The organism is Streptomyces sp. NPDC001914 (assembly GCF_042891215.1).
Classification (GTDB): Bacteria; Actinomycetota; Actinomycetes; order Streptomycetales; family Streptomycetaceae; genus Streptomyces.
In genome coordinates this window covers 48,519-68,043 of the sequence record NZ_JBIASW010000017.1, presented here as the reverse complement: position 1 = coordinate 68,043, position 19,525 = coordinate 48,519, and the positions used below count along the sequence as shown (strand labels likewise).

At 71.7% G+C, this 19,525-nt stretch carries 15 protein-coding genes and 1 tRNA gene; 9 read left to right on the top strand and 7 right to left on the bottom strand.

Annotated features, from left to right (window positions below):
* Positions 1-202: 202 nt before the first annotated feature.
* Positions 203-790 carry a TIGR03086 family metal-binding protein gene (locus ACFYYF_RS34160; protein WP_388781600.1) on the bottom strand — a complete coding sequence of 196 codons (588 nt, stop codon included), beginning with the start codon at positions 788-790 and terminating at the stop codon, positions 203-205.
* Between the two features lie 362 nt (positions 791-1,152).
* On the opposite strand from ACFYYF_RS34160, the gene ACFYYF_RS34155 reads away from it, so the two are divergent.
* Together ACFYYF_RS34155 and ACFYYF_RS34150 are read left to right on the top strand one after the other, a co-directional pair.
* Complete coding sequence (locus ACFYYF_RS34155; RefSeq protein WP_388781597.1) at positions 1,153-2,340, top strand: serine hydrolase domain-containing protein; 1,188 nt, start codon at positions 1,153-1,155, stop codon at positions 2,338-2,340.
* Between the two features lie 257 nt (positions 2,341-2,597).
* Positions 2,598-3,272: a DUF4097 family beta strand repeat-containing protein gene (locus tag ACFYYF_RS34150; protein WP_388781595.1), complete on the top strand. Its 675-nt coding sequence runs from the start codon at positions 2,598-2,600 to the stop codon at positions 3,270-3,272.
* Between the two features lie 96 nt (positions 3,273-3,368).
* Here the strand turns inward: ACFYYF_RS34150 and ACFYYF_RS34145 are convergent, their stop codons facing one another.
* Complete coding sequence (locus tag ACFYYF_RS34145) at positions 3,369-4,547, bottom strand: hypothetical protein (RefSeq protein ID WP_388781593.1); 1,179 nt, start codon at positions 4,545-4,547, stop codon at positions 3,369-3,371.
* Entirely contained in the window at positions 4,544-5,485 is a 942-nt protein-coding gene (locus ACFYYF_RS34140; RefSeq protein WP_388781590.1) for a 5-dehydro-4-deoxyglucarate dehydratase, read from the bottom strand. Before ACFYYF_RS34140 ends, ACFYYF_RS34145 begins: the two co-directional genes overlap by 4 nt.
* Positions 5,486-5,804: 319 nt before the next feature.
* Here ACFYYF_RS34140 and ACFYYF_RS34135 point away from each other — a divergent pair, with 319 nt between their 5' ends.
* The 7 genes from ACFYYF_RS34135 to ACFYYF_RS34105 all read left to right on the top strand — a co-directional run bounded on the left by ACFYYF_RS34135 (position 5,805) and on the right by ACFYYF_RS34105 (position 13,499).
* Positions 5,805-6,614 carry an NAD-dependent epimerase/dehydratase family protein gene (locus ACFYYF_RS34135; RefSeq protein WP_388781588.1) on the top strand — a complete coding sequence of 270 codons (810 nt, stop codon included), beginning with the start codon at positions 5,805-5,807 and terminating at the stop codon, positions 6,612-6,614.
* Between the two features lie 364 nt (positions 6,615-6,978).
* Complete coding sequence (locus ACFYYF_RS34130) at positions 6,979-7,749, top strand: DeoR/GlpR family DNA-binding transcription regulator (protein ID WP_365487890.1); 771 nt, start codon at positions 6,979-6,981, stop codon at positions 7,747-7,749.
* A gap of 157 nt (positions 7,750-7,906) precedes the next feature.
* A complete protein-coding gene (locus ACFYYF_RS34125) occupies positions 7,907-9,277 on the top strand; it encodes an ABC transporter substrate-binding protein (RefSeq protein WP_388781585.1) in 1,371 nt (456 codons plus the stop codon).
* Positions 9,274-10,209 (top strand): carbohydrate ABC transporter permease, encoded by a 936-nt coding sequence (locus tag ACFYYF_RS34120; RefSeq protein ID WP_388781582.1) that lies wholly within the window; start codon positions 9,274-9,276, stop codon positions 10,207-10,209. Before ACFYYF_RS34125 ends, ACFYYF_RS34120 begins: the two co-directional genes overlap by 4 nt.
* Entirely contained in the window at positions 10,209-11,060 is an 852-nt protein-coding gene (locus ACFYYF_RS34115; RefSeq protein WP_388781579.1) for a carbohydrate ABC transporter permease, read from the top strand. The genes ACFYYF_RS34120 and ACFYYF_RS34115 overlap by 1 nt, the downstream gene beginning before the upstream one ends.
* A complete protein-coding gene (locus ACFYYF_RS34110; protein WP_388781576.1) occupies positions 11,057-12,046 on the top strand; it encodes a zinc-dependent alcohol dehydrogenase family protein in 990 nt (329 codons plus the stop codon). The genes ACFYYF_RS34115 and ACFYYF_RS34110 overlap by 4 nt, the downstream gene beginning before the upstream one ends.
* Before the next feature lie 256 nt (positions 12,047-12,302).
* Entirely contained in the window at positions 12,303-13,499 is a 1,197-nt protein-coding gene (locus ACFYYF_RS34105; protein ID WP_361691315.1) for a TerD family protein, read from the top strand.
* Positions 13,500-13,626: 127 nt separating this feature from the next.
* Here ACFYYF_RS34105 and ACFYYF_RS34100 read toward each other — a convergent pair whose 3' ends face one another.
* The 4 genes from ACFYYF_RS34100 to ACFYYF_RS34085 form a co-directional block, all read right to left on the bottom strand.
* Positions 13,627-15,216, bottom strand: coding sequence for a TROVE domain-containing protein (locus tag ACFYYF_RS34100; RefSeq protein WP_388781574.1), 1,590 nt, complete (start codon positions 15,214-15,216; stop codon positions 13,627-13,629).
* A 378-nt stretch (positions 15,217-15,594) separates the two neighbouring features.
* Positions 15,595-15,664, bottom strand: a tRNA-Met gene (locus tag ACFYYF_RS34095).
* 68 nt (positions 15,665-15,732) lie between these two features.
* The gene (locus ACFYYF_RS34090; protein WP_388781571.1) at positions 15,733-17,190 is read right to left on the bottom strand and encodes an alkaline phosphatase PhoX; all 1,458 of its coding nucleotides are present in this window, start codon (positions 17,188-17,190) and stop codon (positions 15,733-15,735) included.
* A gap of 455 nt (positions 17,191-17,645) precedes the next feature.
* Positions 17,646-19,070, bottom strand: a complete 1,425-nt coding sequence (locus ACFYYF_RS34085) for a hypothetical protein (RefSeq protein ID WP_388781568.1) — start codon at positions 19,068-19,070, stop codon at positions 17,646-17,648.
* Between the last annotated feature and the right edge of the window lie 455 nt (positions 19,071-19,525).

The window sequence follows — 19,525 nt, the reverse complement described above, 5'->3', positions numbered from 1 at the left end:
CGGCGCGGGTGCCGAGACATGCGGGGCGCGGGGCGCCGGAGGGTCCGGATCTCCCGCATCCCGCCACCAGGAGGGGGCGTCCCGGGTGTTCGCTCTCGCGATGCCGTCCCCGGAGTACGCGAACGGGCCGCCCGCTCGGCGGGCGGCCCGTGGCATGCCGGAGGGCTGTCGAATGTGTGTGCTCACGTGAACCGGTCTCGCGTTACGGCTTCCAGCGCGGGTCGCGGCCACTGAGGCCGGTCACGTGGTCGAGGAGCGGTGCGTCGTCGGGCACCGGGACGATGGGACCGAAGATGCCGCCGAGGCGGGTCGGGTCGTCGGCCACGCCCGCGAGGAACTGGTGCGTCACCCGCAGGGCGGTCTCGTCGGGCTCGTAGTCCTGGCCGGTGGCCCGCGCGAGGTCCCAGCCGTGCACCACCAGTTCGTCGGCGGCGACGGCGGCCGCCGCCTCGGCCGGCAGCGTCACTCCGCCCGCCCGGGTCGTCCCGGTCCAGGCGGCCGGGTCCCGCCAGGCGTCGGCGAGTTCGTCGAGCGCCTTCGGCAGGGCCTCGCGCCAGCCCGCCCCGATGTCGGGCAGGGCGGCGGCCGGGCTGGTGTCGGTCGTCGGGCCCAGGTCCTTGCGGCCGGCGTCACGGAAGGCGACGGCCAGCCCGGCCAGATGCCCGAGCAAGTTGTGCACCGCGTACTCGGGACAGGGGGTCGCCCCGTCGAGCTGCGCGTCCGTGACACCCGCCGCGAGGCGCGCCACGACGAGGGCCTGCGGCCCGAAGTCGAAGGTCTGGCCGGTCATCCGATTCTCCTCAGAACGCGTATTCGTCTGCTGGTCCGGTTCAGGGCCCGCGGGAACACGGGCATCCCTTGGGCGAGGCCCGTGGGAACACGGGCACCCCTTGGGCGAGGCCCGTGGGGACGGGCCCGTGCTCTCCCCTGGGCAAAGCGGGCGGGACAGGCCCATGGGTGCTCTCCCGTGGGGTAGACCCCGTCCGTACCGGAATCTCATCGGTTCCCCGGACCGGGGTTCCCGCACCGGGTCGGCCGGACGGCCCAACACCCGGCCGACCGCTCCTCCGTATGCAGCAGCGGGGCGGGCGGGCCGATCACCCGGGACCGAAGCTGGGCGTGCCCTGGCCCCGCCCGACTCGGGAGACCCCCATGCCACTGCCCCGCCGCCCCCGGCTGCGCACGTCCCTCGGCGCCCTGCTGGCCGCCGCCTGTCTGACCGGAGCCGTGTCCGGACCGGCCGACGCCGGCTCCGGCTCCGCTTCCGGCTCCGGCTCCGCGGACCGCGACCGCGCCCTGCGGCAGCAGCTCGAAGCGCTGGTGGCCGAGCCCGGCGGCCCGCCCGGAGTCATCGCCGTCCTGCGTCGCGGGGGCGAGTCCCGCGTCGTGCGCGCCGGGGTCGCCGACCTCGACGGCGGACGTCCGATCCGGCCGGACGACCACACGCGGATCGCGAGCACGGCGAAGGCGTTCAGCGGTGCCGTGGCCCTGCGCCTGGTGGACCGGCGCGCGCTCTCCCTGGACGACACCATCGGCCGCCGGCTGCCGTCCCTGCCCCGGCAGTGGCATGCCGTGACGCTGCGCCAGCTCCTGAACCACACCAGCGGGCTGCCCGACTACTCGCAGGACCCCGAGTTCCTCAGGATCCTCACGGCCGATCCGCGCCACCACTTCGACTCGCGGCGCCTGCTCGACTTCGTGGCCGACGAACCGCTGCTGTTCCGGCCCGGTTCCACGTACCAGTACTCGAACTCGGACAACATCGCGGCCGCGCTGATGGCGGAGGCGGTCACCGGTCAGCCCTACGAGCAGTTGCTGCGGGGGCTGGTGTACCGGCCGCTCGGCCTGCGCGACACGAGCCTCCCGCAGGGCTACGAGATGCCCGAGCCGTACATGCACGGTTACGACGTCACGCCGCCGAATCCCCCGGAGGACGTCAGCGAGGCACTGAGCGCGTCGGGCGTGTGGGCCTCGGGCGGGATCGTCTCGACCCCGGCGGACCTGACCCGCTTCATCCGCGGGTACGCGGGCGGCGCCCTGATCTCCGCGGCCACCCTGCGCGAGCAGCGCCGCTGGATCGACGGGGCCTCCGAGCCCGCGGGTCCCGGCAGGAACAAGGCGGGAGCGGCGATCTTCCGCTACTCCACCCGCTGCGGGGTGGTCCTCGGCCACACCGGCAACTTCCCGGGCTACACCCAGCTGATCGCCGCCACGCCGGACGGCCGGCGGTCCCTGACCTTCACGCTCACCACCCAGGTGAACAAGACGAACAAGCCCGCGCTGCTGGAGCGGCTGCGCACGGTCGAGGAGAACTTCGTCTGCGCGCTGCTGAAGGACTGACGCGGCCCACATCCCGGCGGGCGTCCGGACCGGTCCGGACGCCCGCCGCCTGCGGAGCGTTCACCTTCAGTTCATTGCAACTCCCCGAACGATATTCATTGCGTTAGATGCCGAATCATTGCAATGAAATCCTCCGATCTACCTGCAATGACAGCAGAATTGCGCAACAAGCATGTTGCCCGATCCTCGAATGCAACGTAGCGTTTCCAATGTCAGAAACACAGGGAACGCACGCGACGCAGACCATGGAGAGCATCATGCAGAAGTTCGACACCATCGCCCCCGTCTCCGCGATCATCGACATCCCCGCGGGACACATCCGCTTCATCGCCGCCGACCGCGCCGACACGACCGTCGAGGTCCTGCCCGCCGACGCCTCCAAGAGCCGTGACGTGAAGGCGGCGGAACAGACCGAGGTCTCCTACGCCGACGGCGTCCTGCGCGTGGAGATCCCGGGAGCCCGGAACCGGAACCTCGGCCCGTCCGGGTCCGTCGAGGTGACCGTGCAGCTTCCGGCCGGCTCCCGCGTCGAGGCGAAGGCGGCCGCCGCGGAGTTCCGCGGCGTGGGACGGCTCGGCGAGGTCACCTTCGAGGGCGGGCACCGCTCGGTCGAGCTCGACGAGGCCGACAGCGTCCGCCTCACCGGCCTCGACGCCGACATCACCGTCGGCCGCCTGCACGGCCCCGCCGAGATCAGCACACAGAAGGGCGACCTGACCGTCAGCGAGGCCGCACGCGGAAAGCTCACGCTGAGCACGCAGATGGGCGACATCACCGTCGGCGCCGCCCCCGGCGTCTCCGCGGTCCTGGACGCCGGCACCACCCTCGGCCGGATCAGCAACTCGCTCACGAACGCCGACGCCACCCCCGGCCTGACCATCCACGCGACCACCACCCACGGAGACATCACCGCCCGCACGGTGAAGGTCTGAGAGCACGACCCGCTCCGCCCCCTCCGCCCCCGTCCGGGGCAGAGGGGGCGGAGCGGTGGGACCGGGCGGCGGGACAGGCCGAAGGACGAGCCCCCTCTAACTCAGTTCCGCCAACACCCCCCGCACGGACTCCAGATCGGCGTCCGAGGCCAACCCCGCGTGATACAGCCGCAGTTCCGTCGCGCCGAGCTCGGCCGCGCGGGCCGCGTCGGCGGCCAGAGCCTCCGGACGGCCCCCCATCCCGGACACCACGGTGAAGTTGGCGGCCAGGACACTCCCCCGCGCGCCCGCCCGCGCCTCCTCCGCGAACGGTGTCAGCAGGCCTGCGCCTCCGGTGCACGGCACGACCACGCCGTCGGCCGCGGACAGGATGTGCCCGGGGTCCACCCCGGCGTTGGCTCCGCAGTGGAACGAGACCGGGTCGGCGTGCAGCAGCACCTGGAACCCGGCCGGCGCGGCGGAACGGACCGCCGCGACCGTCTCCTCCTGGAGCGAGCGGGCCACCTGGTCACGCCAGACACGGGTGGCCGCCGCGGTACCCGCCCCGAGCAGCTTCTCCACCCCGGCCCAGCCGCCGCCGGACGGCTCCCCCCGCCACACCGGTTCCAGCGCCCCGCGCACGAAGGACGCCAGCTCCTCGGCGTCCAGGCCCTGCCGGCCGTATCCGTCCGCGCACACGGCACAGAAGCAGAGGGACATCAGATACTGCCCGGCGTCCCCGAGCGGCACCCCGCCGGTCTTGTCGTGGGCGTGGAGATGGGCGAGCCCGTACCAGCCCAGCGACTCCAGTTCCGTGCCCGCCGCGCCGGGCCGCACCGCGGCCTCGACCGCGAGGTCGGCCAGGTAGGCGCGGGTGGCGGGCCGGGCGATGCAGGGGGCCCAGGGATAGCGGTCCCCATGGGCGTTGACGACGGACGTCTCCGGATGCTCCTCCCCCATACGGGAGTTGTGCGCGAGCACGACCCAGGTGTGGACGTCGAGCCCCGCCCCGGCGAGCGCGGCGGCGGCCTCTCCGTACGCGTCACCCGGCGCCCAGTCACCGGCCGGGTACGGACGAAGGTCCCGGCCCCGCCACCGCGCCTCGTCCACGGGGAAGAGCACGGCGGCGTGCGAGGCGGTGACGACCCGGTGCCGCGGATGGCGGGGGGTCAGCGCGCGCGTCGAGTGGTAGGCGGACGCGAGCGTCACCTGGCGGACGCCGAGGGCCGCGGTCCTGGCGGCGGCCTCCGGATCGCCGTTGACGTCCCAGGGGTAGAGGAACGCGGACGCCTTCACCGGCCCTCCTCGATGAGCGCGTATCCGCGGTCGATGAGCTGCGCGAGCTGCTTGACGTGGCCCTCGGCCGGTTCGTGCAGCGGGGGCCGGACCTCGCCGACGTCCAGCCCGCGCAGCCGGACACCCGCCTTGACGAGGGCGACCGCGTAGCCGCGCCCCTGCGCCCGCAGGTCGACGAAGGGCCGGTAGAAGCCGTCCAGGAGCCTGTTCACCGTGTCGTCGTCCCCGGTGTTCAGGGCGCGGTGGAAGGCCAGCGCGATCTCGGGGGCGAAGCAGAAGACCGCCGAGGAGTAGAGGGTGATCCCCAGTCCTCGGTAGGCGAGTGCGGTCAGTTCGGCCGTGGGCAGGCCGTTGAAGTAGAGGAATTCACCGGGCGCCTCGCTGCGTACGGCGCTGACGGTCCGCTGCATCAGGTCCAGGTCGCCGAGCCCGTCCTTGAAGCCGATGATCCCCTCGGTGCGGGCCAGTTCGACCACGCCCGCGGGGGTGAAGACGGCGTTGTCGCGCTGGTAGACGATGACGTCCAGGGCCGTGGCGGCGGCGATCTCCCGGTAGTGCCGGAGCAGCCCCTCCTGCCCGGGGGTCACGAGGTACGGCGGCATGGCGAGCAGCCCGTCGGCCCCGGCCGCCTCCGCGAGGCGCGCGTAGCGCACGGCGAGCGCGGTCCCGTATCCGACGCCGGCGACCACCGGGACGCGCCCCTGCGCCGCCTCCACCGCGACCCGCACGCACGTCTCGAACTCCTCGGGCACCAGCGCGTGGAACTCACCGGTCCCGCAGCACGCGAAGACCGCCGCCGCGCCGGCCTCGACGCCGCGCCGCACATGCTCCCGGTAGACGTCCGGATCGACGGCTCCGTCGGGGCCGTACGCGGTGACGGGGAAGAAGAGCGGCCCGCTGGGGATGCTCAGCCGAGCGGCAAGAGGGGCTGACGTCACGGACTCTCCCTTGGAAGGTGCCCATCGAGTGCATGTTTCTGATCCACGTCCATATCTCTGAACTCGCCCACGCTAAGCCGCCGCCTCGGGGCCGGTCAAGCACGCAAACCCGCAACTCGAAGGCGGATTTCGCCCCTCCGCGCGACACTTGACGCAGCATGCCGACGCTCCTTAGCGTGTCCACGGATGTGAATGACATACACGCATACGGCCGACCGTCAGAGCCCGCCGCCCGCCCGCGGCACCCGGCCCCGACCCCGGGCTCGGCCCCGACCCCGGCCCCGACCCAGGCGCACCGGCCCGCACGGAGGAGACCCCCATGCCCGCTCCCCGCACCGTTCTGCTCACCGGCGCCGCCGGCGGCCTCGGCACCCTGATGCGCGGGCTGCTGCCCGGGTACGGCTACGAACTGCGCCTGCTCGACATGCTCCCGGTCGAAGGCGAACCGGAGGCGATCACCGCGGATCTCTCCGACCGGGCGGCGCTGCGCGAGGCGGTGCGGGGCGTCGACGCGATCGTCCACCTCGCGGGCATCTCCCTGGAGGCGTCCTTCGACAAGATCCTCAAGGCGAACATCGAGGGAACGTACAACCTGTACGAGGCGGCGCGCGAGGAGGGTGTACGACGTGTCGTCTTCGCCTCCTCCAACCACGCGGTGGGCTTCACCCCGCGCCCGGTGGGCGACGACCCGCTGATCCCGGTCGACACCCCGCGCCGCCCCGACACCTTCTACGGGCTCTCCAAGTCGTTCGGTGAGGACCTGGCCCAGTTCTACTGGGACAAGTACGGCCTGGAGACCGTCTCGGTGCGCATCGGGTCCTGCTTCGCGGAGCCGTCCAGCGTGCGCATGCTCTCCGTGTGGATGAGCCCCGAGGACGGCGCCCGTCTCTTCCACGCGGCCCTGACCGCGCAGGACGTGGGGCACTCCGTCGTCTACGGCTCTTCCGCCAACACCCGCCTGTGGTGGGACCTTTCGTCGGCACGGGCCCTCGGCTACGAACCGCGCGACGACTCCGAGCCGTACGCGCAGAAGCTCATCGCCGAGCAGGGGGAACTCGACCCGGCCAACCCCGACCACGCCCACCTGGGCGGTCACTTCACGACGCACCCGCCGATCTGGCCGTACTGACCACGGCCGAAAGGGCGGGGACGCCGGGCGGACAGCGGACCGCCCGGCACGGCGGCGGGCGGACAGCGGACCGCCCGGCGCGGGAACGGGCGGCGAGCGAACCGTCCGGCGAGGGGCGGGCGGGCAGCGAACGGGCCCGCCCGCCCCCGTGTTCGGGCACGGACCCTGCCCGATCCCACCGCTCCCCCCACTCCACCCCTGGTCCGCCGCGGGCGACCGCCGCGCCGAACGGGCACAGCCGGGCAGCATCGGGCCCGCAACAGGCCTGGTCAGTGGCGGAGACCCGCTGTAGAACTTCCCTCATGGACCCCACCGGGTCCGAACGGGCAGTGCGCGACGGGGCGCGAGGGAGCGGGTGACGGCGATGACGGGCAGGACCGCGGAGGAACGGCAGCGCGAGATCGTCCGGACCGCGCGCCGCACGGGCTCGGTCGACGTCACCGAACTCGCCGTCGAACTGGGCGTCGCCAAGGAGACCGTACGACGGGATCTGCGCACCCTGGAGAACCACGGCCTGGTACGCCGCACCCACGGTGGCGCCTACCCCGTGGAGAGCGCCGGTTTCGAGACGACGCTCGCCTTCCGCACCACGAGCCATGTGCCCGAGAAGCGCCGGATCGCCGCCGCGGCGGCCGAGTTGGCCCGGGACGCCGAGACCGTCTTCGTCGATGAGGGGTTCACCCCCCAGCTCATCGCCGAAGCCCTGCCCAGGGACCGGCCGTTGACCGTGGTGACCGCCTCCCTCGCCACCGCCGGGGCACTCGCCGAGGCCGAGAACACGAGCGTCCTGCTGCTCGGCGGCCGGGTCCGCCCCGGCACGCTCGCGACCGTCGACCACTGGACGACGAAGATGCTCGCCGGTTTCGTCATCGACCTCGCCTTCATCGGTGCCAACGGCATCTCCCGCGAACACGGCCTCACCACCCCCGACCCGGCGGTCAGCGAGGTCAAGGCGCAGGCGATCCGGGCCTCCCGCCGTACGGTCTTCGCCGGTGTGCACACCAAGTTCGGCGCCGTCAGCTTCTGCCGGTTCGCCGGCATCGGCGCCCTGGAGACGATCGTCACGAGCACCCTGCTCCCGGCCTCCGAGGCGCACCGCTACTCGCTCCTGGGCCCCCAGGTCATCCGCGTCTGAAACGCCTGCCGCCCCCGCCGGCCCCGGGCACCCCACACCTCACCCCGCCCTTTATCTCCCTATTCCTGCCTGTTCCTCCTGTCCTCACCCGCACCCTCGTCCCCCTCCCCATCCGTATCCCCATCCCCACTCTCATCCCGATTCTCAGGAGTGATCCATGCGAACCCCGAGCCGACGGAGGCCGCGCGCGCTGCTCGCCGCGGCCGCCGCAGGGACGCTGCTCTCCCCGCTCCTCTCCGGCTGCTGGACCGGAGCGGGCGGGTCGGGCTCCGGCGGGAACTCCATCAACGTCCTGATGGTCAACAACCCGCAGATGGTCGAGCTGCAGAAGCTCACCAAGGCCCACTTCACCCGGGAGACCGGCATCAAGGTGAACTTCACCGTCCTGCCGGAGAACGACGTCCGCGACAAGATCAGCCAGGACTTCGCCAACCAGGCGGGCCAGTACGACGTCGCCACCCTCTCCAACTACGAGATACCGATCTACGCCCGCAACGGCTGGCTGCACGAGATGGACTCGTACGTGCGCCAGGACGGCGGATACGACGAACAGGACATCCTCAAGCCCATGCGGCAGTCGCTGACCGCCGCCGACGGAAAGCTCTACGGGCAGCCGTTCTACGGCGAGTCCTCCTTCCTGATGTACCGCAAGGACGTGTTCGCCGCGAAGGGCCTGAAGATGCCCGCGCGTCCCACCTGGCAGCAGGTCGCCGGCCTCGCGGCGAAGGCGGACGGCGCCGAGCCCGGCATGAAGGGCATCTGCCTGCGCGGTCTGCCCGGCTGGGGCGAGGTCATGGCCCCGCTCACCACCGTGGTCAACACCTTCGGCGGCACCTGGTTCGACAAGGACTGGAAGGCCCGGCTGGACTCCCCCGAGTTCAAGAAGGCCACCAGGTTCTACGTGAACCTCGTCCGCGAGCACGGCGAGTCCGGCGCCGCCCAGTCCGGCTTCGCCGAGTGCCTCAACAACATGACTCAGGGCAAGACGGCCATGTGGTACGACGCCACCTCCGCCGCGGGCCTGCTGGAGGCCAAGGACTCCCCGGTCCGGGGGAAGCTCGGCTACGTCCCGGCCCCCGTCGAGAGGACCGCGTCCTCCGGCTGGCTCTACACGTGGGCCTGGGGGCTCCAGAAGGCCTCGCACAACCCGGACAGGGCCTGGAAGTTCATCTCCTGGGCCTCCGGCAAGGGCTACGAGCAACTGGTCGGGGACACCACCGGCTGGTCCAACGTCCCGGCGGGCAAACGCGCTTCGACGTACACGAACGCCGCCTACGTCAAAGAGGCCGCGGCCTTCCAGGACATGACCCGCCGGGCCATCGAGGGTGCCCGGCCGCGCGACCCCGGCGTCCAGCCGCGCCCCGCGCCCGGCATCCAGTTCGTCGGCATCCCCGAGTTCACCGACCTCGGCACCAAGGTCTCGCAGGAGATCAGCGCGGCCATCGCCGGACGCCAGTCCGTCGACGCGGCCCTGAACACGTCCCAGGAACTCGCCGAGAAGATCTCCAAGGAGTACGAGGGCCGATGACCGCCACGACAACGGCCCGTGTGGCCGCTCCCCCCGTACGCACCCAAGGACGGCAGTCGGCCCGGCTGCGCGCCTGGGCCACCCGCGGCCCCCTGCTCCCGGCCCTGATCTTCATGATCGCGGTGACCCAACTGCCCTTCGTGGCCACGCTGGTGATCTCGTTCTTCGACTGGAACGCCCTCTACCCGAAGGCCCGCCGCTTCACCGGCTTCGGCAACTACACCGAGGTGCTGACAGACGCGAGCCTGCGGCACTCCGTCTGGACGACGATCCTGCTGACCGTCACCGTGGTCCTCGTCAGTCTGGTCCTCGGCCTGGTCCTGGCCCTGCTCCTGGACCGGAGGTTCCGGGGCCGCGGCATCGTCCGCACCCTGCTGATCGCACCGTTCCTGGTGGTCCCGGTCGCCGCGGCCCTGCTGTGGAAGCACGTGCTCTACAACCCCGAATACGGGCTGCTGAACGGCCTGTTGCACTACGTCGGCGGGCCCGCGCCCGACTGGATCTCGGACACCCCGCTGCTCGCGGTCGAGGCGTCCCTGGTCTGGCAGTGGACGCCGTTCATGATGCTGATCCTGCTCGCCGGCCTGCAGAGCCGCGACCACCAGCAGATCGAGGCCGCGCGCGTGGACGGCGCGAACGACTGGCAGGTGTTCCGCCATCTCACCCTGCCCCACCTGCGCCGCTATCTCGAACTGGGGGCGCTGCTGGGCTCGATCTACATCGTGCAGAACTTCGACGCGGTCTTCACGATCACCTCCGGCGGCCTCGGCACCGCCAACCTGCCCTACACCGTGTACCAGAGCTTCTACCAGGCCCACGAGAACGGGCTCGCCTCCGCCGCGGGCGTTCTGGTGGTCATCGGCTCCATCGTCATCGCGACCTTCGCCCTGCGCGTGGTGTCGTCCCTGTTCCGCCAGGAGGGGTCCCGCTGATGAGCGCCACCGCGACACGATTCCGCTCCCGCCGCACCAGGGGCGCCGGACCGGGCCTGGCCGCCTGGGCGCTCGGCATCGTCTTCTTCCTTCCCATCGCCTGGATGGTGCTGACGTCCTTCCACTCCGAGCCGGACGCGGCGAAGAACCCGCCGGCCTTCGGCGCTGCCCTGACCCTCGACGGCTACCGGGAGTTCTTCGGCACGGGCGGCGGCGCGAGCCCCTGGCCCGCGCTCGTCAACTCCACGGTCGCGTCGGTGGCCTCGACGCTCCTCGTCCTGCTGCTCGCCCTGCCGGCGGCGTACGCCCTGTCGATCCGCCCGGTGAGGAAGTGGACGGACGTCCTGTTCTTCTTCCTGTCGACGAAGATGCTGCCGGTCGTGGCGGGCCTCCTCCCGGTCTATCTCTTCGCCAAGAACACCGGCACGCTCGACAACATCTGGCTGCTGGTCGTCCTCTACACCTCGATGAACCTGCCGATCGCGGTGTGGATGATGCAGTCGTTCCTCGCCGAGGTCCCCGTCGCGGTGATCGAGGCGGCCCAGCTCGACGGCGCCCGGCTGCCGACCGTCCTCGGCCGGGTCGTGGCCCCCATCGCCCTCCCCGGCATCGCGGCGACCGCCCTGATCTGCTTCATCTTCAGCTGGAACGAGCTGCTGTTCGCCCGGGTGCTCACGGGCGTGGTCGCCGGGACCGCCCCCGTCTTCCTGACCGGATTCATCACCAGCCAGGGCCTGTTCCTGGCGAAGGTGTGCGCCGCGTCGCTCGTCGTCTCCCTGCCGGTGCTCGCCGCGGGGTTCGCCGCCCAGGACAAGCTGGTCCAGGGCCTGTCGCTCGGAGCCGTGAAATGAAGGCCGCAGTCATCGAGTCCGTGGGCCGTGCCGTCGTGACCGAGGTCCCCGACCCGACGCCGGACGCCCGCGAGGTCGTGGTCGAGGTCGCCGCCTGCGGTCTGTGCGGCACCGATCTGCACATCCTGCAGGGCGAGTTCGCTCCGAAGCTGCCGATCGTGCCGGGCCACGAGTTCGCCGGCACGGTGGTCGGCGTCGGCACCGGAGTGACCGAACTGGCCGTCGGCGACCGGGTGGCCGTCGATCCGTCGTTGTACTGCCACGAATGCCGCTACTGCCGTACGGGCCACAGCAACCTCTGCGAACGATGGGCCGCGATCGGCGTGACCACCGCGGGCGGTGCCGCCCAGTACGCGACCGCGCCCGTGGCCAACTGCGTGAAACTCCCCGAACACGTCGCCACCCAGGACGCGGCGCTGATCGAACCGCTCTCCTGCGCCGTCCGCGGCTACGACGTCCTGCGGTCCCGGCTCGGCGCCCACATCCTGGTCTACGGCTCCGGGACGATGGGCCTGATGATGCTGGAGCTCGCCAAGCGCACCGGCGCGGCGAGCGTGGACGTGGTCGACGTGAACCCCGAGCGGCTGGCCACCGCCCGGCTGCTCGGGGTCTCCGCGGCCGCGGCGAACGCCGACGAGCTGGACCGCCCCCAGGGCTGGGACGTGGTCGTCGACGCGACCGGGAACGCGGCGGCGATCCAGGACGGCCTGGACCGGGTGGCGAAGGCCGGCACGTTCCTCCAGTTCGGCGTGGCCGACTACGCGACCCGGGTCACCGTGGACCCGTACCGCATCTACAACCAGGAGATCACCATCACCGGTTCGATGGCCGTGCTGCACAGCTTCGAACGCGCGGCGGAACTGTTCGCCGCGGGTGTCCTCGACCCGTCGGTCCTCATCAGCGATCGTCTCCCCCTGTCGAGCTACCCGCAGGCACTGGACCGGTTCGCGTCGGGCGTGGGCCGCAAGATCGTCGTCGTGCCCTGAGCATCAGGCGCCCGGGGCCGGGTCCGGGACACCGCCCGGCCCCGCCCTCGAACCCGAGCCACCCTCTTCCCACCACTCTTTTCGCCCCCTTCCCGCTCTTTTCGCCCCCCTTCCCCGTCGCTTCCCGCCTCCCCTTCCGCCCTCTTCCCGCTCCCCCTCGTCCCTCTCCTGGCCCCTCCCCCTCCCCTGTCCCCCCTTCACCCTTGGGTAAGGGAACGGTAAAGCGCCCCCGCTCGTTACCCCAGTCATGACAGCTATGACGCCCGGCTCGAACATCCCTCTCCCCGTCTCCCGCTTGACGGTGGACGTCACCGCCCCGGTGCGGCTCGACGTGTCGAGCCTGCTGCTCACCGCCGACGGCAAGGTGCGCTCCGACGACGACTTCATCTTCTACAACCAGCCCAACGGCCCCGGTGTCACCTACCGCTCGGGCGGCGGCACCGCGCCCGACGCGATCACGGTCGACACGGCCGCGGTGCCCCCGGGCATCGAGAAGATCGTCGTCACGGCGAGCCCCGACGCGGCGGGCCAGTCGTTCCAGGGCATCGAACCCACCGCGACGATCCGCAACGCGGACGACAACACGATTCTGGCCGCCTTCACCCCGCCCCGGCTGGGCACGGAGACGGCTCTGGTGATCGTCGAGATCTACCTCCGCAACGGCGCCTGGAAGGCCCGCGCGGTCGGCCAGGGCTACGCGAACGGCCTGGCGGGCATCGCCACCGACTTCGGCGTGAGCGTCGAGGAGCCCGCCCCGGCCGCCCAGCCCGCGCCCGCGGCCCAGCCCCCGGCCGCGGACCCCCGCCTGGCCGCCCAGCAGCCCCCGGCCGCTCCCCCGGTCCCGCCCATGCCGCCGGCCCCGCCCGCGGCCACCGGCAAGATCAACCTCGACAAGGGCCGGGTCAGCCTCCAGAAGAACCAGACGGTTTCCCTGGTCAAGGGCGGCGCCCCGCTGCTCTCCAAGGTCCAGATGGGCCTCGGCTGGGAGCCCGCCTTCCGCGGCAAGGACATCGACCTGGACGCCTCGGTCATCGCGTACGGCCCGCAGCGCAACCACATCGACAGCTGCTACTTCGGCAAGCTCTCCATCGTGAACGGCGCGATCAAGCACTCCGGCGACAACCTCACGGGCGAGGGCGGCGGGGACGACGAGGTGATCACCGTCGACCTCGGCCGTCTCCCCCAGGAGGTCACCGGCCTGGTCTTCACGGTCAACTCGTTCTCCGGCCAGAAGTTCACCGAGGTGGCCAAGGCCTACTGCCGCCTCATCGACGCCGCCAGCGGCGAGGAACTCGTCCGCTTCGACCTCACCAACGCCGAGGCCCAGACGGGCGTCATGATGGCCAAGCTGATCAAGCAGTTCTCCGGCGAGTGGGAGATGACGGCCCTGGGCAGCTTCGTCAAGTCCCGCACGGTCCGGGGCATGGTGAAGCCGGCGGCGGAATCCCTCTGACCCCGAGGCCCGCGAAACCCCGCCCGGAACACGCGCACAGGCAAGGGCGCGGCCCGTACCGAAGTACGGGCCGCGCCCCTGTTGCGGAGCCGGAGGCCTCCGCCTCGGCCGGCCGGAGCCGAATGCCTCAGCCCGCCTGGGCCCACGGCCAGTCCGCGTCCCGCGCCGATTCGAGCAGCGGGACCATCCGGAAGGCCGCGTCCGAGAGTCCGCCGAACGTGTGGCGGTTTCCCTTGCCCGAGGGGCCGTGGCCCGCGCGGTAGCCGGCGAGGTTCCACGTGTAGACCGGGACATGCGCCGGGACCTGCTCGGTCGGGTCGCCGTAATGGCTGTACGTGGCCTGCTCGTCGGTGACGATGAGGACCCGGTCGTGCTTCCTGTAGTGCGCGCGGACCGCCTCGGTCGTGTTGGTGCCGCCGAGGTCGCCGAACCGTCCGAGGACCTTGAGCACGGACTCGCCCGCGCGGAAGTCCACCCGCTTGCTGGTGGTGCCGAACTCGACGAGATCCGCGTCCGCCGCCCGCAGGGCGAGCGCCGTGCCGAAGATCGCCGCCGCGTCGGCCCGGTTGAGCTCGGAACGCTCCGACAGCCGCGAGTAGAACATCGAGCCCGAACGGTCCACGAGGACCAGGGTCCGGCCGGGCAGAGCGGGCACGTTGGCCAGCGAGTGGCCGAGCGCCTGCTCCAGCGGGTACGACCAGCGCAGCGACGGCGCGTGCCGGTAGGCCGCGAGGTAGCGGAACGGGAACTGCCGCGAACGCGCGACCTCCGCCGGGTCACTGATCTTCGCGGCGACCTGTGCCGCCACCTCGTCGCCGACTCCGGCCTCGTCGAAGTTGCGCAGGTTGCGGACGAGCGCCATGGCACCCATGGACGGGATGACGGCCTCCCAGGCCGCCTTGTCCATCGGCCCCTGGAGCCAGCCGGCCAGCGCCTCCCAGGTCATGCCCGCGTCCGCGAGGCGCTGGGCGCCCTGCCCACCGGTGACGACCTTGCGCCGCTTGGCCGGCCGCAGCGCCATCAGGTCACGGTGGGCGACGAGCACGGGCAGCGACTTGGGGACGACGGCCGTGTCCGGGTTGTGGCGCCGGTCCAGCGCGTACTGGAACAGGTCGCCCTGCCAGGGCTTGTCCGGGTCCGGCGCCGCGTGCACGAGGTTGAGGATGTCGCCGAAGCGGTACCCCTTGGACGCGGTGTCGTACTTCAGCAGCGACTTGCCGTTGTAGAGGCGTCGTACGGCGTCGGCGATGCCGCGCTTGACGGGCTTGGGCACGTTGCGGCCGTACCGGGAGGTCCAGTAGGCGAGCAGTTCGCCCGGCTCGTCCGGACGGCGCAGTACGGAGGCGACGACCTGCCGGTTGGCCGGGCCGTCGGTGGCGCCGGCGTCCAGGCGCGCCTTCACGTACTCGGCGGCGCCGACGAGCGAGGCGGTACGGAGGTTTCCCTCGCCGCGCAGCCAGCTCAGCAGGCCGGCGGTCCAGGACGGGTCGGAGACGGCGAGTTCGCGCACGAGCGCGGCGAACCGGTCGTCGCGGGCCTCGCCGGTCTCGTAAAAGGTCTGCTGCGAGACGAAGTTGGCGATCGCGAGCAGAAAGAGCTCGGAGCGCGCGTCGCGCTCGCGGCCGAGGCCGCCCTGGTGCGTCCGCAGCACTCGGCCGGTGGACGTCACACGGGAAGTGGGCTGTGCCTTCGCCGTCCTGTTGTTGAAGCGTGCCATGGTGAATTCCCCCGAATTCATGAGCATTTCGCAGGGAGGCACAGCAAATGGAGGGTGTCCGAGATCAGGAATCGGCGACGGTTGCTTATAAACTGGCGCGTCTTCCGTTCCGCCACACCGACCCGAGGTCGATGACGGGATTCGAACCCGCACGAGGTCGTGACCCCACCAGTTCCCGAAGTATCCGCTGCCTGCGCACCGGGCACCCACCATGAGCTGCGCCTCCCGAGATCAAGTCGGCCGCGGCGTGGATTCTTTGAGAGAGAAGTAGCCGCGGCCCGCGCACCGGGAGGTGCATGAAGTTGTGGTGTCCAGAGATCGAGGCCGGCGGAACCGACGTAGGTGCTCTAACCCCTGAGCTACATCGGCGTGTTGTGCCGATGGCGGGACTCGAACCCGCGACCGCCCCATTATGAGTGGAAGTAGGTCCTGCCTTCGCACCTGGACGTGCACCACTGTAGGAGGGCGGTCGCGGACCCGGCGAGCGATTTAATTCCCGGGAAAAGCGGCGGGAGTTCAGCCGCGCTTCTGCCGCTTCCAGGGGCCGGTGATGGCGAGCATGATGCCCGGGTCCTGGATGTTGGCGAAGAGGGTCCGGCCGTCGGGCGAGAACGTCACGCCGGTGAACTCGCTGTAGGACGGCTCCTCGGCGGTGCCGATGTTGAGCTCGTTGCGGGCGATCGGGTAGGTGCGGCCGCTCTCGGTGGCGCCGAAGAGGTGCTGGACGCCCTCGCCGTCCTCGGCGATGACGAGACCGCCGTACGGGGAGACGGTGATGTTGTCCGGCCCGTCGAAGGCTCCGTCGACGGAGGGGTCGGGGTTCACACCGATGAGGACCTTCAGCGTCAGGGTGCGGCGCTTGGGGTCGTAGAACCAGACGGCTCCGTCGTGGGCCTGGCCGGGGCTCTCGGCGCGGGCGTAGGAGGAGACGATGTAGACGCCGCCGTCACCCCACCACATGCCTTCGAGCTTGCGGGCCCGGGTGACCTGGGTGTCGGTGAACTGCTTGCGGACGGAGACGGTCTTCGCGTCCCGGTCGGGCACGTCGACCCAGTCCACGCCGTAGACCGTGCCGATCCTGGTGGCGCGGGAGAGGTCGTCGACGAACTTGCCGCCGGAATCGAAGCACTTGAAGGCCTGGAGCGCTCCGGCGTCGTCGGCGAGGGTCGCGAGCCGTCCGTGGCCGTGCTCGAAGCCCTGCGGAGGAGTCCAGCGGTACAGCAGGCCGTTGGGGCCCGAGGCGTCCTCGGTGAGGTAGAGCCGGCCGCGCTTGGGGTCGACGACGACGGCCTCGTGGGCATAGCGGCCCAGCGCCTTGACGGGCTTGGGGTTCTTGTTGCGGCGGCGGTCCTCGGGGTCGACCTCGAACACGTAGCCGTGGTCCTTGGTCATGCCGTTCTGGCCGGCCTTGTCCTCGGTCTCCTCGCAGGTCAGCCAGGTACCCCAAGGAGTGCTGCCACCCGCGCAGTTGGTGGAGGTGCCGGCGACACCGACCCACTCGGCGACCTTGTCGTGGCGCACCTCGACGACCGTGCAGCCGCCGGCCGCGGCCGGGTCGTAGACGAGTCCCTCGGTGAGCGGAACGGGGTAGGTCCAGCCGGAACGGGGACCCTTGAGCTCGTGGTTGTTGACCAGGAGGGTGGCGCCGCGCGGGCCCTGGAAGGTGGCGGTCCCGTCGTGGTTGGACGGGGTGAACTCACCGGAGTCCAGCTTGGTGCGGCCGCTGTAGGTGACGACGCGGTAGGAGAACCCGGCGGGCAGCGAGAGGAGGCCCTGGGGATCGGTGACGAGCGGGCCGTAGCCGACGCCGCCGTGGCGGGCCTGCGCCGAACCCTCACCCGCGCCCTCGGTCTCCGTCTCCGTGGCGGCGAGCGCGTTGGGGGCGGTGGCGAGGGCGCCCACGCTGCCGATCAGGACCACGCCTGCACCGGTGATCGCGGACTGCCTGGCGAAGTCCCTGCGAGAGAGCGACATGTGATGTCTCCTGTGACGGTGGACTCGGACTGTCATGGGGGGCGGCTGACGACCTCGGTCGCGGCCACACCGTCCCGTCCTCTCCTGAACACGAGTTGAACGCGCGCCGACTTCCGTGGGCCCGCTTACGTGAATCCACCCGACCGGCGCAGGGGAACGGACCCCTCCGGGCAGCGACCCGCCCCGGTCCCGGATCCGGGACCGGCCGCGGGACCCCACCACCCGATACCCAGAGCGGCGCTCCGTCACTCGGCACCCGGCATACGACCGGAGCGCCCGGCACACTGGACGTGGCACCCGGCGCGGGACCACGCCACTCGATACGCGGCGCGCCACCACGGCACACGAGGACCACGCCACTCGCTACGCGGCGCGCCGCCACAGCACCCGAGGTGGGTCCCCGGCACTCGCTACGCGGCACGGCACCCCGTGCCCACGTCACCTCTCCGCCCGCGTCACGCCCCCTGCTGCGACCGGGCCTTGAACGCCGCCTTGCGGGCCTCCTTGGCGACCTTCTTGTCGGGGTGCAGCCGCCCCATGGCCTCCAGGACGTCCGGTGCGGCAGGGTGCTCCACCCGCCAGGCCGTGTCGAAGAAGCCGCTGTGCTGCTGGGCCAGACCCTCGACCAGGGCCTGCAGTTCGTCGGAGTTCCCCTCGGCGGCGAGCTGTGCCGCCACCGTGTCGATGGTCAGCCAGAAGACCATCGCCTCGGACGGCGGGGGCACGTCGGGCGCGCCCCGCTCGGAGAGCCAGACCCGGGCCAGACCGCCCAGCTCGGCGTCGTCGAGCACCTCGCGCAGCGCGGGCTCGGCCTCCGTACCGACGAGCGCGAGGGCCTGCTGGCAGTGCAGGCGGCGCAGCGGGGCGTTCGGGTCCGCGCCGCGCGCCGCGGAAAGCAACTCCCGCGCCGCGGAGAGCGGTTCGCGCCGGGCGAGCCACTGTTCGATCTCGGCCTGCGCGGCGGTCGGGGGGAAGCCGGCCGTGCCGTCCAGCAGGGTGTCCGCGCCCTTGTCGGTCAGCTCGCCCACCGCGGGGGCGGAGAAGCCCGCCTCGATGAGCCGGGCCCGCAGTCCGTACAGGCCGAGCGGTGTCAGTCGCACCACCCCGTACCGCGAGACGTCCATGTCGTCGACGGGTGCCTGCTCCTCGGCGGTCTCCGCCATCAGGGCTTCGTCCACCGGCTGGAACTGGACGAGCCCGATGGGCTCCAGCAGCCGGAACTGGTCGTCGAGCCGCATCATGGCGTCCGAGACCTGCTCCAGGACGTCGTTGGTGGGCTCGCCCATGTCGTCGGGCAGGATCATCGAGGCGGCGAGCGCGGGCAGCGGCACCGACACCTCCCCGAGCGCGTCCTCGCCGACGGTCAGCAGGTACAGGTTGCCGAGCACCCCGTCGAGGAACTCGGACTCCGCCTCCGGGTCCCAGTCCAGCGAGGAGAGGTCGATCTCGCCCTCCTCGTCCATGGCGTCGACGAGTTCACCGAGGTCGGGCACGCTCGCGTCGGCCAGCACGACGTCCAGGGCGCCGAGCCAGAAGCCGAGCACGTCCTGCGGGGCGCCGGAGGTGAGCCGGGCCAGCTCCTCACCCGCGGTGACGGTGCCCTCCTCCTCGTCCACGATCTCGACGAGCCCGGTGTCGACGGCCACCCGCCACGCCTCACCGGCGACGGCGGCCGCGTCGTCGTCGGCCAGACCGAGGACGCCGGCCGCCTCGGGAAGCTGTTCCTCCACGAGTTCGCCCCCGGCGCCGACCCGGGTGGCGGGGCCCGCCCAGCGGGCCAGGCGCGCGGCCCGGGAGAGCAGCGGTGTGGCGAGCGCGTCCCGCGCGAGCTGCGCCTCGGCGTGCAGCCGCACCGGCGGCAGGGAAGAGCTGTCTGACATCGGCTGGGTTCTCCTCCGGACAACCACGACGAGCGGGGACGGGCGGGCTGGCGGTTCGACCGGGCGAAGCGGTTCGTCCGGGTCAAGCGGGTCGCACGGGCCGAGCGGGCCGTACAGGTCAAGCGGGCCGAGGGTTTCGTACAGGTCAGGCGGGCCGAGCGGGTCGAGCGTTTCGTACAGGTCGAGCAGGTCGAGCAGGTCGAGCGGGCCCTTCGGCCGGAGCCGCGCCGGACGGTGACGGGCCCGTCGGTCACGGCGGGCACCGGGTCGGTCACGGCGGGCGCCGGGTCCCGTCGGGCACCGGCGGGCCCGAGAGCCCGGAGGCGGCCCGGGAGATCCGTGCCAACTGCTCACCCTAGACGGATTTCCACCCATGCCGCCCGGTTCATGTATGCGACAGGTCTCGTACACCGCCGAAACCTTGACAACTCCCCCCGCTACACACGAGATTGACG